Origin of the sequence: Kitasatospora sp. NPDC057542, from assembly GCF_042801945.1 — a bacterium.
GTDB lineage: Bacteria > Actinomycetota > Actinomycetes > Streptomycetales > Streptomycetaceae > Kitasatospora.
Genome location: NZ_JBHVFE010000228.1, coordinates 1 through 13766 on the forward strand (window position 1 = coordinate 1; position 13766 = coordinate 13766).

General features: G+C 72.1%; 13 protein-coding genes. 3 read left to right on the forward strand and 10 right to left on the reverse strand.

Annotation, left to right across the window (positions count from 1 at the left end; all coding sequences use genetic code 11):
- The coding region (locus ACFU7Y_RS25745) for a GntR family transcriptional regulator (protein WP_380769786.1) at positions 1-692 on the forward strand (692 nt) is incomplete at its 5' end.
- Between the two features lie 14 nt (positions 693-706).
- On the opposite strand, the gene ACFU7Y_RS25750 is transcribed toward ACFU7Y_RS25745, so the two are convergent.
- Positions 707-1459: an MBL fold metallo-hydrolase gene (locus ACFU7Y_RS25750; protein ID WP_380769787.1), complete on the reverse strand. Its 753-nt coding sequence runs from the start codon at positions 1457-1459 to the stop codon at positions 707-709.
- 30 nt (positions 1460-1489) lie between these two features.
- A complete protein-coding gene (locus ACFU7Y_RS25755) occupies positions 1490-2500 on the reverse strand; it encodes a GlxA family transcriptional regulator (RefSeq protein WP_224282110.1) in 1011 nt (336 codons plus the stop codon).
- A 173-nt stretch (positions 2501-2673) separates the two neighbouring features.
- Between ACFU7Y_RS25755 and ACFU7Y_RS25760 the strand changes: the two genes are divergently transcribed.
- Positions 2674-3318 carry a DUF4937 domain-containing protein gene (locus ACFU7Y_RS25760; protein ID WP_263455225.1) on the forward strand — a complete coding sequence of 215 codons (645 nt, stop codon included), beginning with the start codon at positions 2674-2676 and terminating at the stop codon, positions 3316-3318.
- Between the two features lie 288 nt (positions 3319-3606).
- Here ACFU7Y_RS25760 and ACFU7Y_RS25765 read toward each other — a convergent pair whose 3' ends face one another.
- The 5 genes from ACFU7Y_RS25765 to ACFU7Y_RS25785 all read right to left on the reverse strand — a co-directional run bounded on the left by ACFU7Y_RS25765 (position 3607) and on the right by ACFU7Y_RS25785 (position 8699).
- On the reverse strand, positions 3607-4221 hold the full coding sequence (locus ACFU7Y_RS25765; protein ID WP_224282111.1) for a hypothetical protein: 615 nt from the start codon (positions 4219-4221) through the stop codon (positions 3607-3609).
- Between the two features lie 59 nt (positions 4222-4280).
- The gene (locus tag ACFU7Y_RS25770; RefSeq protein ID WP_224282112.1) at positions 4281-6614 is read right to left on the reverse strand and encodes a hypothetical protein; all 2334 of its coding nucleotides are present in this window, start codon (positions 6612-6614) and stop codon (positions 4281-4283) included.
- A gap of 70 nt (positions 6615-6684) precedes the next feature.
- Positions 6685-7467, reverse strand: a complete 783-nt coding sequence (locus ACFU7Y_RS25775) for a hypothetical protein (protein ID WP_224282113.1) — start codon at positions 7465-7467, stop codon at positions 6685-6687.
- A gap of 130 nt (positions 7468-7597) precedes the next feature.
- On the reverse strand, positions 7598-8254 hold the full coding sequence (locus tag ACFU7Y_RS25780) for a Crp/Fnr family transcriptional regulator (protein ID WP_224282114.1): 657 nt from the start codon (positions 8252-8254) through the stop codon (positions 7598-7600).
- Between the two features lie 52 nt (positions 8255-8306).
- Positions 8307-8699, reverse strand: coding sequence for a Pycsar system effector family protein (locus ACFU7Y_RS25785; protein ID WP_224282115.1), 393 nt, complete (start codon positions 8697-8699; stop codon positions 8307-8309).
- Between the two features lie 674 nt (positions 8700-9373).
- On the opposite strand from ACFU7Y_RS25785, the gene tsaA reads away from it, so the two are divergent.
- Complete coding sequence (gene tsaA / locus ACFU7Y_RS25790; protein WP_224282116.1) at positions 9374-9820, forward strand: tRNA (N6-threonylcarbamoyladenosine(37)-N6)-methyltransferase TrmO; 447 nt, start codon at positions 9374-9376, stop codon at positions 9818-9820.
- Positions 9821-9835: 15 nt separating this feature from the next.
- On the opposite strand, the gene ACFU7Y_RS25795 is transcribed toward tsaA, so the two are convergent.
- The 3 genes from ACFU7Y_RS25795 to ACFU7Y_RS25805 all read right to left on the reverse strand — a co-directional run.
- Positions 9836-10993, reverse strand: coding sequence for a hypothetical protein (locus ACFU7Y_RS25795; RefSeq protein WP_380769788.1), 1158 nt, complete (start codon positions 10991-10993; stop codon positions 9836-9838).
- 67 nt (positions 10994-11060) lie between these two features.
- Positions 11061-11510 (reverse strand): hypothetical protein, encoded by a 450-nt coding sequence (locus ACFU7Y_RS25800; RefSeq protein ID WP_224285167.1) that lies wholly within the window; start codon positions 11508-11510, stop codon positions 11061-11063.
- 309 nt (positions 11511-11819) lie between these two features.
- Positions 11820-13766 (reverse strand): SpoIIE family protein phosphatase (locus tag ACFU7Y_RS25805; RefSeq protein WP_380769789.1); only part of this gene is annotated, 1947 nt, incomplete at its 5' end.

Here is a 13766-nt window from a genome sequence, read left to right on the forward strand (position 1 = left end):
GGCCGGTACGCTACGGACCGAGGAAGAAGGGAAGCCCGATGGCGATCGAGCGGCGTCCGCTGCGCGAGCAGGTGAAGGACGAACTCCTGGAGCAGCTCGGCCGCGGCCGGTTCACCCCCGGCGAGTCGATCAACGAGGTCCAGCTCGCCGAGGAACTGGGCGTCAGCCGAACCCCCCTGCGCGAGGCCCTGATCAGCCTGGAACGCGAGGGCATCATCACCAGCGAGCGCGGCAAGGGCTTCCGCTTCGCCCCCACCGGCAAACAGGAGTTCCTCGACCTCACCGCGATCGTGATCGCCCTGGAGTCGCTGGCCCTGCGCACCTCCGACCCGGCGCACCTGGCCGAGATCGCCCCCCGGCTGCTCGCCGAGGCCCGCGCCTTCTCCGCCCCGCAGGCCCCGCACGGCACGATAGAGCGCTACGACGACGCCTGGCACGCCCTGCTGCTCTCCGGCTGCACCAACGCCCGGCTGCGCGAGATGATCGACTCGCTGAAGCTCACCCTGCACCGCTACGAGCGGGTGGTGGTCGGCGACCACGAGATCCTGGAACGCGCCGCCGAGGAGCACGAGCGGATCGCCCAGTTCCTGCTGAACGGCGACCTCGAACAGGCCGTCACCGCGCTGGAGGCCAACTGGACCGGCGGCATGGAGCGCATCCTGGACCGGCTGCCCCCGGTCGCCACCCTCTGAACCCGGTCCGGTCGTCAGTCGAGCACCTCGGCGACGCCCGGGGTGAGCCAGTGCAGCCGGTCGGCCAGGCCCGCCGCCGCGAACCGTGCGGTGGTCTCCGTCCGCCCCTCGGTGAAGTGCTCCCACGAGGTGTAGTGAACGGGCACGACCCGGCGGGCTCCGATCGAGGCGGTGAGCGCGGCGGCCTGTGCCGCGTCCATGGTGATCAGCTCGCCGCCGCCGAAGGCCTCGATCCGGGCGGCGCCGAGGTGCAGCAGGGCCGTGCCGATCCGGAACCTCCGCCCCACCTCGGCCAGTTCGGGGATGTGGACGGTGTCGCCCGAGACGTACAGCGCCTCCTGCTCGCCCGGCACCTCGACCACGAACCCGGTGACCTCCCCGACCGGCCCGTGCACACCGGGAGTGCCGGTCACCCGCAGGGTGCGGCCGTCCACGGTGAGGTCGCGGGTCTGCCACGGCGCCAGCCCGAGCGCGCCGCCGCCGAGCCGGGCCGCCCCGCCGACCGTGGTCAGCACCGGCCGCCCGTCGAGCAGGGTACGGCCGGTGGCGTCCAGATTGTCGGGGTGCTCGTCGTGGCTGAGCAACACGGCGTCCACCGGCGGCAGCTCGTGCACGCCCGTCGCCGGGCCCCGGGTGCTGCGCAGGACCACCGGGTCGTGCCGGTACTCGGCGGGGGCCGGGTCGAAGACCGGATCGGTGAGCATCCGCAGGCCGCCGACCTCCAGCAGGACCGTCGCCGTTCCGATGTGCGTGGCCTTGATTCTCACAGTGTTCCTTCTCTCGTGGTGAATTGATGTTCAGTCGGTGTTCTCGGCCGGAATCCGGAACCGGCACCGGTAGTCCCCCGGAGTGGTGGACAGCCGGTCCCTGAACACCCGGTGCAAGGTCTCCACGGAACCGAAGCCGCAGGCCCGGGCGACGCCCGGCAGCGGATGGTCGCTGCGCTCCAGCAGCCGGCGGGCGGCCTCCAGGCGCAGCTCCTCCACGTAGGCCCCGGGAGTGGTGCCGGTCTCCGCGCGGAAGACCCGGGCGAAGTGCCGTTCGCTCATGGCGAGCCGCCCGGCGAGCACGGGCACCGACAGCTCGGTGTCCAGGTGTTCGGCGATCCAGCGACGCAGAGCGCCCAGGTCCGCCCGGCCGCCCGTACGGTGCGCCAGGGGAACGCTGAACTGGCTCTGGCCGCCCGGTCGTTGGAGGTACATGACCATGATCCGCGCGATCTGCAGCGCCAGGTCGTCGCCGTGGTCCTCGGCGACCAGGGCGAGCGTGAGGTCCATGGCGGTGGTCAGACCCGCGCTGGTCCAGATCCGCCCGGAGCGGATGAACACCGGGTCGGCGTCCACCTCGACGGCCGGATGGTCGGCGGCCAGCCTCTCGGCGGTCGCCCAGTGGGTGGTCGCGCGATGCCCGTCCAGCAGTCCGGCCGCCGCCGTCACGTGCGCGCCCGCACAGACCGAGGCGATCCGCCCGGCCCGCGGCCCGGCCTCCCGCAGCCAGGCGACCACCGCCGGATCCACCTGCGGCACCGGTCCGTCCGGCCCCAGGTCCACCCGCCCCGGCACCAGTACCGTGTCCGGCCGCACCCGCTGCTCGGCCAGGGTGTCGGTCACGTACAGTGGCACCCCCGAGAAGGTCGCCACCGGCCCGCGCCGCTCCGCGCACACCCGCACCTCGTAGCCCGGCCGCCCGGGCGGCAGCAGCCGACCGGCCAGCGCGAGGACCTCGGCGGGCCCGGCCACGTCCAGCGCGTTCACTCCGGGGAACACCGGGATCACGACCAGATGCGACAGGCGGGGTGCGTCGTTCATGCCCCCTACCCTCACCCGGCGGCACCGATGGCGGCAATGACGGGACTCTGCAACATCCGGCCACCGCCACATCCGGCAACCGCCCCGGCGCGGGCCCTACGTCCCTGGTCCGACCGCCCCGGGGCCGGCGCCCGATTGACGCTCCCCCGCCTCACCGCAGCATGATGGCCCGCATGTGGGGCAAGTGGATCGACTGCCGGGTGACGCCCGGAGCACGCGAGGCGTTCGCCGCCGGCCAGCGCCGCTGGTCGGCGATCTCCGACCAGCCGGGCCTGGTCGGCCAGGCCGGCGGCTGGGCGCCCGACGCCGACCGGGCCCTCCTGCTCGGCCTGTGGACCGACGGGCCCGCGTACGCCCGCTTCATGCGCGAGCGCCACGACGGGGCCGCCGCCCAGGCCGACCAGCGCTCCGACTACAGCACGATCGAGGTCGCCGCCGGGCCGGTCGTCCTCACCATGCCGGGCGCGGCCCCCTCCCTGCCCGACGCCCTCACCCGCGCCACCGTCCTGCGGGCCGCCGACTGCCGGCTCCACCCCGGCCGCGCCGAGCACTTCCTCGACGTCCAACGCCGGCTCTGGGCCCCGGGCATGGCCGCGGCGGACGGCATGCTCGGCGGCACCGTCACCCGCCTCGCCTCCGACCGCTACCTCGTCACCACCCTCTGGACCACCCCCGCCGCCCACCGCGCCTACACCACCCGCCACCTCCCCGCCCTGCTCCCCCGCGCAGCGGTCCCCGCCGACGTCCGGACGCTCACGGGGCACCTGGTTCCCCTCGAACCCTCGTGGCTGGTCCGAGGGGAACCGGGCCCACGCTGACCGGCCTCAGCGAGCGCGGCCCGACGACCGTTCATCGCGCTCATCACGATCTCCGGCCTCACTGACCCCGTGGCCGTGGCGCAGGTAGCCGATCTCGTCAGGGCGCCTGTGTACGCGGGCTCTGCGCCACGCGACGTCGAAGTCGAGTCGCCCGTCGCTCGCTCGGCTGAGCCTAAGCGCCTTCCAGCTCGTACGTGGCGCAAGTATCCAGCGCCATAGGTTGGTTGACATGAATTCCTCGAATCCGCTCAGCAGTGCGGAGGGAATGGGCCAGCCCACCGGGCGAGCTCACGCGGTCTCGTCACGCAACCCGTGCAGTTCGATCAGCTCCGGAGCGGCCTCCTTGACCGCCTTCAGGATGGCTTTCATGGCCGTAACGTCTCCGCAGACCGGATTCGAGGCCGAACTCAGCCTGGCCAGGGCGTCGAGCAGCGGGTACCACGACGCGTTGCCGGTTCGTACGGTCCTGGCCAGTTGCTGGAACGGCTTGACGTCCACGGTCCCAAGGTCCTCCGGGTACCGTTCGAGATGGTCGAGCAGCAGGAGTTCCGGATCGGAGTAGAGGATGCTCTTCAGGTACCTCATCCGCTGAACGCGGGCCCGGTCACGACGCCATTGGCGAGCCACCTCGGCGGTGTCGTCGTCTACGAAGAGCTGGACGGTGGCGACGAGTCCCCGATAGTAGCCGTGAGCGCTGTCGTACTCCCGCCCGAGCTCTGCGTTGAGCTGGTCCTGCGCGGGTCGTACCTCGTCAACGGACCACCGCTCGGAAAGCTTGACGGCGCGCTCCAACAGATCGCGGGCCACCACCGACTCGACGTTCCGGTGCTCGTCCTGACCGGACCACCACTCGGCCGAGAATGTGGCTGTGAAGCGGAGGTCTGGCGTCAGGCTGCCCAGCAAGCGCCTTTCCACCACACAGGTAAAGCTCTCGGGCCTTCGACGGCGCCCAAAGAGACGCTTCACTCGCTCGCCCTCTTCAGCTCCACCACCGACGTCAGGTCAGGGTCGGCCTTCATCAAGCTCATGATGTCCTGTTCCGGCACCTGGCCGTCCTCACGCACGATCCCACCGAGGACGGTGGCCAGGAGCGTGAAGTCCGCGAGCCGGCCGTGCTTCACTACGACCGCCCAGATCGTCGCGAGTGCCTGTTCATACGGCTTCCCCGACGGGACCCGCTCCAGCCACGTCGCGAGCGTGGGAAAGAGCCCGGGGTAGTCCTCCGGGGAATTCAGCATGCTGTCGACCGCCGCCCTGATCACCTCGGCAGCATCTGGCTCCGCGACGACGGCAAGCACATACACGTCCGCCTTCAGCAGGGCCAGCACCCCCAGCCGCACCGCCGGGGTCGCACCCGCACGCCGGTGTACAGCCCGGAGCGTGTCAACGAACCACGGCAGCTGCTCCGGCGCACCGAGAGCGGCCGAGAAGGCCTCCAGAACATCGCCCCAGACCGCCGGACCACCATTGTCGGCGACCCTCCTGAGACGGGTCATCGCCGCGTCGCGCTGGCTGTCGAACAACTCGCGGCACACCTGGACGACCAACCGCTGTCCCTCCTCGGACTTGCGTGCGGCGGTGTCGTAGAGCAACGCCCGGGCGGGACGCCCGAGACTGGCATCCTTGGCCGCCGCAACAAGGACCCGCGCAGCGAAGGCCCGGCGTCCAGGTGTCGTGGCGAGGTCCCGGAGGCCCGCGAGGCCCTGGGCGTCCCGGGTCGCGAGCAGCACATTGGTCACGGCCCGAATCGGCGCGCCATCGGGCTCGGCCCGCTGCTCGGGGGAATCCGACATGATCCACTCCAGCACTCTGGGTCGCACGTCCGGGTACTCGCGCCAGACCCGGACCAGCAACTCGTCCCCATACGCCGCAGCGCGGAACGCAGCCACGCCGGATTCGTCGGCCTCGGCCCCGATGGCCTTCAGACGGGTCTGCAACCCGCGACCAACGAACGAGCCCCTGAGGTCCGAACGCTTCTCCTTCGCCGCCGTCTCCCCTCCCGTCTCGCCGGCAAGCAGGCCGACCAACCGGTGCCCCTCCTCGATCGCCTCCGCGACCTTGACCGAGCCCCGGACAGCAAGCACGAGGGAGTAGCAGCGCTCCTCAAGGGTCAACGGGGACACCCACCCGACGCCGTCGATCTCCTTGGCCGGTGCCGACGCCTCCGCGAGCCGTTGGTCCAGTTCCTTGGACCAACCGCGAACCAGCCGCTTGAGCATGTCGTCGTACTTGACGAGCTTCGACTGGAAGGCCGAATCCTCGGTGTCCCGGCCCGGCGCCACCGGATCGAACTCATCAGTGATGGCGAGGAGGTCACGGACGAAGCGGATCGAACGCACTGCGCTCCAGTCCTTGATGTCCGCGGCGACGTCGCGCTTCTCCAGGTCCGAGGCCAGTGTTTCTCTGTGGTGGGATGTGAGGTGGCTCCGGACCAGCGAAAATGCGGGCGGCGGATCCGTGAGATGAACCACCGCGATCCCGGCGGGAACCTCGGCTTTGCGCGCCGCCCAGAGCTCCTCGGTCACTGTGACGAGGAGGAAGGAGTCCTTTGCGCGCAGTTCGGCCGCGTATCGCGGGAGCTCGTTCAGCAGGATCTCGCGCAGCTGGTCGGTCTCACTGTCACGGAGTTCCAGGAGTTGCCCCCGCTGGGACTTGCGCGGCAGCTGGGCCAACGTGAGCCGCTGCCAGTCACCGTCCAGGAGGAAGATCTCTCGACCCGCCCCCACCGCCAGCGCCAACTGGCGCTTAGCGAACGTCGTCGCACCGACTTCCGGCCGGACGACCAGGACGGCCAGCGGATACTCCGAGTTCAGCGCCTTCTGAATCCTCTCGGTCGCCGTCGCCCCGTTGGGCGGTTCGACGTAGACCCCTTCGAGCAAGGCCTGCTCGACGTCGATCGGGGTCTCCTCCAGTAGTTTCTCGACCGTCGTAGTCGGAAACGTCGGATTGACGAGCACATCGCGTGCGGACTCGACGTAGGTACCGACCTGGACGGCGCCGTCGGCCGTCTGTACGGGAACCGGGTTCTCGTAGCCCGCGGACCTCACCGCAGTCGGCGCTTTACGGTCCTCCGCCACCGAGTCGGCGTCGGGAGCCAGCTGCTCCACCGAAGGCCCTCGGTCGACGCCCTGGTCAGGCGGCGACGCCTCACCCGCCCGGTCTCCCCGGTGATCGGCTTCGATCACCCCCTGCGGGTCCGTGTCCGGTCCCGTGGCGCCGACCGACGGCCCGGCTTCACCTGCGGCGTTCTCGGCATCCCGACCCGAAGGATCAGGCCCATACATGGCATCCGACATGATCTCGTCCTCCTCTGAAGCCCCGCGTCGGCAGGAACGGCTCCGACAATCTGCTGGCCGCGAGACGCAGCTAGTTGTTGATGGTGAAGTCGTGGGCCTGTTCGAGATAGCTGCCGATGGCCCCGAAGTTCCGTACTCCGCCGGCAGGCTGGTCCGACGCGCAGGGAGACTTGACCGGCTCCTCAACCCTCTTCGCCCCCACCCCGGGCCACGGGTCGACGGCCTCCAGCAGTTCCCCGTTCACCCTCGGCACGTGCACCCACGCGGGTTCGGCGAACTTCTCGTCCACCGACGCCCGGGTGAGCCGGAAGTCCTCGGCACGGAGGCGTTCGGTCCGGCCTGCGCGGACGATGACCTGGTAGGCCTCGTACGACAGCACCATCGCGACGAACGCCCTGTGCTTCTCGGCGACCTTCACCGTGTCGCGAGCCGCGTCGCTGGCCACGAAGCGGCACAGGTCGTTGATCGGGTCGCCCCGGTGGCTGTCCGGCAACGGACCCACGTGCACGCTCATCCGCACCCTGATCGACGGCACTGAGGCCAGGCGCTCTCGGTCGTGGTCGGCCAACAGCCGGTGGAGGTTCTCCGCCAGGGGATCGACCAGGAGCCGTGCCTTCGCCAGCGGAAGGGCCAGGATCAGTCCGTCACCCGTGGAGTCCCGGTACAGCGGGTCGTGCCACTCGGATCCGAGACCACTCTGGACGAAGGCCGTGGCCAACATGCCCTCCAGGTCTCCCCAGTAGTCCGTCATGCGCCACGACTGGACGGCGCTGTACCCCTTCATGTCGATCACGAACAGCGCCCGATAGTCCGGGATGTCGCGGGGGTCTTGGGGAGTAGTGGACTCGCGCATCACTGACGCCCTTTCACGGGGGGGGATGGAGGGAGACCGCGACGGGCCTGTCCGACGGTCGCTCCGATGATGCGGCGACAACCCCGGCCAGCGGTGCACACTCCTGGGCAGCAGCCAGGTGAGCCATATCTCAGGCCGTCACACGAAAGGCTCGCAGGCCCACGAGGTCTACCACCTCCAGACCACCCGCGAACGACTGTACGAGTCCATGCGCGCGAAGCGGTCTCAGCGCCTCCACGACGGAGTTGCGCGAGCACCCGATCAGTTGGGCGATCTCGTCCTGGGACAGCTTGATTCGGACCGGGCCGCGAACCGGGCGAGCCGTCGACTCTGCCAGCCTCAGCAACGCCGCCACGAGCCGGACAGGGACGGAGGCCGTCGCGAGCTCCTGCCGGATCTCCTCGCTCTGTCTCACCTGTCCCACCGTGTGCCGCATGAGCACCTGCAGCAGTCGGTGCTCGTCGATGAACGCGTGGAACTCGGGGGCCGGAACGATGTGGACCGTACACGGTTCCACCGCCATCACCGTCGCGCTTCGCCGCTCCTCAGCGAGTACCGCGAGTTCACCGAGCAGTGCGCCGGCTCCCCGGACTGCGAGCATGGTCCGCTGCCCGCTCCCGTCACGCCTGGTCACGGCCACCGATCCGGAGGCGAGCACCAAGACGTGGGTCCCAGGGGCCCCCTGGAGCAGCAGGACGCTTTTGGTCTTCCGATGCCGGGGAGGTGCGAGCGCGCACAGCTTCTCCCAGAGCGGGTCACCGAACAGCTCTCGATGAGTCTGGTACACGTCTCCTCCATATGACACGAGTGCCGATTCCGCACTGCCCAGCCAGAAGGCGTCAGAGCTTGCAGAAAGCAACGACCACAGATGCCGCCGCCAGAACAAAACCGAACTGCAGTACCGTGATCGAGACCCTCAGCAGCCGGTACTTCCGCATCGCCAAGGCGCTCAACTCAACCGCCCTCCTACTGTCGGCCGCGTCGAGGTCGGCCACCGAAAGGCCGTACACAACTGAGCGCAATTGACACTCGGTCATGGAATTGACATCAAGGAAGGAGAGCCGGTCCCGCCCGACCGACGGGGGCAGCGAGGGGCTGAGCGCGGCCGCTGCGAAGAGCAGAGCAGTCACCATCGCACCGGCTCCGAGCATCGCCGGAACGGCCGCCCACATCGAGACTCCGGAGGCCACCGCGAGAACCGCCACTTCCAGCGCGCCCGCGATGCTCGCCATCGAGCAGACCGAACCCGCCTTCGCGTCGGCTCGCTGGACCTCGACCCCGGCCTCCGCCACAAGCGACCTCAATCGTTGAGAGGTCGACCTGGCATCACTTCGTACCGGGGCCAAGGCTGCCGAATTTCGACCCGCGAACCGACTCTGCACTCGCCGGACCATCTCGCCTCCCTAGCGAACCGACGGCATATCCTGCGATCCCATCGTTTCCCCACGTCACTACAATCAGCGCCCAGATCCTGGCTGTTCGAAGGTGGCCCTCGACACAGCCGCAGGCTGCCACGCCAGCTGGTCGGCCCTCGGGCCGGGTCCCGCATGCCCGGAGAATCTTAGAGGGCTGCCCCATAATCCGAAGACGCTCTGCCCATTTTCACCGGTCTGCAAAGAAAATGATCAGGCCTCACATCGATATGCCGCCAGAGCAGGCCACTATCGCGACATTCTCGCGCATCGCGGCATGCCTACTCTCGGATCGGTCGGGACGTTTCCGCGGTTTGCCGTGCCGGTCCTCCATGCGACTTCACCGACAATCGGAACAGTCCCTACCGCCCCGGCTGCCGATCTGTTCGAATTCAGAACCTGTTGGCGTCAATCGGCTTGTATAGCGACGATGTACATCTCTCACGACCATGCCGCAGCGGGCACGGCAGTCGGGCCCGGTACGGTGATGGCAGGTGGACCCTCAGGTGCGGGTGGAGGCTGCGGTGGCGGAGCAGGAGTTCCGGGTGCGGGCGATCGGGTGGGTGGAGTCGCCGTTGGTGGAGCGGGCGGGGGCGCCGAGGCAGGGGGACGAGGGCGGGCCGGAGGCGTGGGTGGTGTTCGAGGCCGGGGTGGAGCGGGGGCTGCGGGACCTCGCGGTCGGGCAGGAGGTGCTGCTGCTGACCTGGCTGCACCAGGCGGACCGGGAGGTGCTCGCGGTGCATCCGCGCGGGGAGCGTTCCCGGCCGGAGACCGGGGTGTTCGCCACCCGCTCGCCGGACCGGCCGAATCCGATCGGGCTGCACCGGGTCACCGTCCTGGCGGTGGACGGCCCGCGGCTGCGGGTCGAGGGGCTGGAGGCGATCGACGGCACCCCGGTGCTGGACGTGAAGCCGGTGCTGCCCGGGCTTTCCGAGCGGTAGCCGGTCGGAGGGAGGTCAGGCGGGCCAGCGCAGCACCGCGCCGAGGCCGCCGGGCGGGCCGGGGGCGGTGTCCGGGACGAGCAGGGCCTCGGCCGCGCAGGCCGTCGCGGCGCGCAGCAGGGCGTCGGCGGCGGGGGCCTGCGCCGGGCTGCGGACGCCCATGTCGCGCAGGTCGGCCCGGTGGACGCCGAGGTGCTCGGGTTCGGGGCCGGTCCACACCGGGCGCTCCGGGTCGTGGCCGCCCGTCTGGAGGAGCAGCGCGGCGATCTGGTGCTGCCGGGCGGCGCTCAGCACGGCGGGGATGCCCTGGGCGGCCTGGCCGGGCGCGGTCTCGGTCCCGGCGGCGTCGGTGCGGTGTTCGCCGGGGCGGCCGACACCGGTGTGGAAGGCGTCCAGCAGCTCGGCCAGGTGCCGGCTGCGGTGCTCCTTCCAGGCTGCGGCGAGGCGCCGGTCGAAGGCTTCCCGGGAGGTGCCGCCGTTCCCGGTGCCGCCCTCCAACTCGACGGTCGCCGAGTGGAGTTGCTGCGGCAGCCGGTCGTGGACGGCCCGGCGCTCCCGGGCGCCGCCGGTGAGGACGAGCAGCTGGGCGCCGCTGTGCGGCCAGGTCCGGGCGAGGTGCTCGGCGACGATCCCGGCGGTGCGCTCCCAGGTGTCCTCGACCCGGTGCCGGTAGTGCCACTCGTAGCGGTCCACGGGCGGGGCGCGGTGCCCCCGGCCCTGCCACACCGGGCCCTCGACCGTGCCCAGCGGCTCGCCGCGCCCGAGTTCGTAGCGTTCCAGGTCCGCCCCGGTGCGGTCGACGGCCGCGACCAGGCAGGCGGGCACCGCGTCGTCCAGCAGGCCGAGCAGCGGGCCGGTGTGCGGAAGCGGAGCCCAGGTGGCGGCGACGTCGGGCGGGGAGAAGGCGAGCGGGACATCCAGCGCCACCTCGCCGTCCGCCGCGAACAGCGCCCGCCCGGGCGGGGACCCGGCCGCGGGCGCCTCGGCCAGGTGGCCACGGACGGCCGCGCAGCTGGGTGCGTCGGCTCCGGCGACGGCCAGCCGCTGGACGGCGGCGCGGTCGAGCAGCGCCCGGCGCCGGGCGGCGTCCTCGGTGGCGCGGGAGGTGTCGAGGTAGACGGAGGCCCAAGGTCCGGGCCGGTCGAGCAGCGGGGTGAGGAACGCGAGGTCCATGACGGCCTCCCGGGATCGGGTCTTGGAGTCGGTGGGCGGGGTCGCTTCGAGCTCCCGGCGAAGAAGCTCAGTGCCCGAGCAGGTGCCGGATCCGGCCGACGGGGCGCGCCCCCCTCTCCCGGCCGCCCTGTTCGGCGGCCCGCTCCTCCGGCGGCACCCGCATCTCGTCGGAGCCGCCCACGGCGCGTTCCGCCGGGGCGGAGTGCCGCGGCTCCATCGGCGCCACCGGCCGGTTCTCCGGGCGGCCGGACCCGCCCTGCGCCGACCGCTCCACGGGAGTGCCGGCCCGCCGTGACCTTCGCGGGGCCCGCCAGGACAGCCCGATCATCGCGAGGCCCAGACAGAAGAGCAGGGCCAGCGCCACACCGGAGAGGAGGATGCCCAGGCTGTTCAGCACCACCAGGTTGGTGCCCAGGATCGTCACCGGGTAACCGGGCACGCCGGAGAGGTTGTCCGCGATCGGCAGTGCGACGAATGCGCCGGACGCCGCCGTCAGCGGAAGTCCCAGCAGCACCATGGGAATCCCCTCCGTCCTGGTCTCGACCGACCTCCGCGCGGATCCGCGCCTACCCGCCTCGGGCGGCCCGTAACGACCGCTGAGAAACCCGGAGGACGTCAGCGGCCGGCCGTCGCGACGAGGCAGCGCAGCGTGGCCCGAGCGGGTGGGCCGAAGGTCACGGGGCGGTCGGCCGGGTCGGGGTGCCGGTCGCGCGGCAGGTCCCGGACCGGTTCCGCGGTGACCTCGATCCCCGCGTGGGCCGTACGGAGCAACGGTACATGCGGAGCAACGGTGATCGGGCAGCGGCGGGTAGCGCGGGAAACGGGCCTACTCGGTCTGGACGGCGATCAGGCAGGTGTCGTCGTCGGTGTCGGCAGGGCTGAGTTCGAGCAGCCGGTCCAGGTACTGCTCCAGGTCCGGGCCGGGGGCGCCGGCCGCCTCGATCAGCTCCTCCACCGACTCCTCCACCGGGCGGTCCCGGCGCTCGACCAGCCCGTCGGTGTAGAGCAGCAGGACGTCTCCCGGGTCGAGCCGGGCGGTGCGCTCCTCGTACTCGGCGTCCTCCAGCGCGCCGAGCAGCACGCCGTGCGGCAGCGACAGCACCTGGGCGCCGTCCGAGCCGAACCGGATCGGCGGCAGGTGGCCGGCCCGGGCCCAGTGCAGTTCGCCGCCGAGCGGGTCCAGCAGCACGCAGACGGCGGTCGCGGTGACCTGGCCCGGTTCGCGCAGGGCGACGGTGTTGGCCCACTCCAGCAGCCGGCCCGGGCCGGCTCCGGTGACGGCGAGGCCACGCAGGGCGTGCCGCAGTGCGACCATCCCGGTGGCCGCGCCGACGCCGTGCCCGGCCACGTCCCCGACCGCGAGCAGCACCCTCCGGTCGGGCAGCACCAGCACGTCGTACCAGTCGCCGCCGACCCGGTCACGCTGGGCGGCGGGCCGGTAGCGGACGGCGGCGTGCAGACCGGTGACGCCGAGCGGGGGAGGCGCGGCCGGCAGGATCGCCTGCTGCAGCCGGAGTGCCAGCTGCGCCCGCTCCGCCGACTCCTGCTCGCTGTCGGCCAGCCGCTCCCGGGTGGCGCCGAGGGCGACCTCCGTCCAGTGCTGGGCGGAGACGTCGTGGTACGCGCCGCGGACGGCGACCAGTCGGCCGGCCTCGTCCACCACCGGCTCGGCGATCACCCGGGTGAAGCGGTGGGTGCCGTCCGGGCGGTCCAGCCGGACCACCGCGGAGGCGGTGCGGTGGTGGTGCCGGACGGTGTCCAGCAGGCGCCGGATCGCCGGCCGGTCGTCCGGGTGGGTGTGCCGCGCGAGCCGGTCCAGCGGTACGGGCGGAGCGCCCTGCGGTAGCCCGTACAGCTCGTACAGCCCGTCGCTCCAGCGGATCCGGCCCTCGGCGGGGCGTTCCTCGAACCCGGCCACCCGGGCCAGCCGCTGGGCCTGGCGGAGCAGGGCGATGCGCTCGTCCTCCTCCCGATCGTCGTCCAGCTGCCAGCAGAGCAGCAGCCGGTTGCCGAGCGGGACGACCGAGAGCAGGACGGCCGCCGGGACGGCCGGCCCGTGCTCCCGGAAGGCCAGCCGGACCCGCTCGGCGGTCGAGGGCACGCCGGTCTCGTACGCGCGCAGCAGCCGGTCGAGCAGTCCGGCGGCACAGGCCACCGGGTAGGTCTCCAGCAGCGAGGCGCCCTCCAGCGCCTCCCGGGGGCGGCCGAGCGGGTCGCGGAACCGGGCGTTGACCCGCAGCACCGTGAAGTCGGCGATCCGCTCGGCCCGGAGGGCGGGGGCCAGCAGCAGCGCGGGCGTGAGGAGCCCGTCCAGGAGGGCGGCGGCCTGCTCGGGGGCGGCGGCCTCCGGGGGCGGGCCGAGCAGGGTCGTGCACAGGTCGGCGAGGGCGTACAGCTCGCGGCGCCGGGCCGGGCCGACCACCGGGGTGGCACCCGGGCCGGCGGCCGGCCAGAGCAGTTCCAGCGCGCCCCTACGGCGGCCCCGGTCGAGCAGCGGGAGGACCGCCCGGGTGGCGCCGACGCCCACCGAGGGCCCGTCCGTCCCGGGCTCGCCGGGCCACAGCTCGGCTCCGCTGCCGACGACGAGCTGCGCCGGGGTGGGCACGCCGGGCGGCACCCGGGCCCAGCCGGCCACCTCGCCGGCGGAGAGCCCGGCGTGCGCGGCGAGGGCGAGCGCGCCGCCGGGCAGCCGCTGCCAGACAGCCACGGCACGGACGCCGAGCGCCGCCGCGGCCTGCTCCAGCACGGCCCCGGTGGCGTGCTCCAGGTCCCC

Excerpts from the sequence above, each read along its gene's own strand:
- ACFU7Y_RS25770 (WP_224282112.1), bottom strand. The coding sequence starts at position 6,614 with ATGTCGGATGCCATGTATGGGCCTGATCCTTCGGGTCGGGATGCCGAG.
- ACFU7Y_RS25800 (WP_224285167.1), bottom strand. The coding sequence starts at position 11,510 with ATGGTGCTGCTGGGACTTCCGCTGACGGCGGCGTCCGGCGCATTCGTC.
- ACFU7Y_RS25795 (WP_380769788.1), bottom strand. The coding sequence starts at position 10,993 with ATGGACCTCGCGTTCCTCACCCCGCTGCTCGACCGGCCCGGACCTTGG.
- ACFU7Y_RS25775 (WP_224282113.1), bottom strand. The coding sequence starts at position 7,467 with ATGCGCGAGTCCACTACTCCCCAAGACCCCCGCGACATCCCGGACTAT.
- ACFU7Y_RS25755 (WP_224282110.1), bottom strand. The coding sequence starts at position 2,500 with ATGAACGACGCACCCCGCCTGTCGCATCTGGTCGTGATCCCGGTGTTC.
- ACFU7Y_RS25760 (WP_263455225.1), top strand. The coding sequence starts at position 2,674 with ATGTGGGGCAAGTGGATCGACTGCCGGGTGACGCCCGGAGCACGCGAG.
- ACFU7Y_RS25785 (WP_224282115.1), bottom strand. The coding sequence starts at position 8,699 with ATGGCGAGCATCGCGGGCGCGCTGGAAGTGGCGGTTCTCGCGGTGGCC.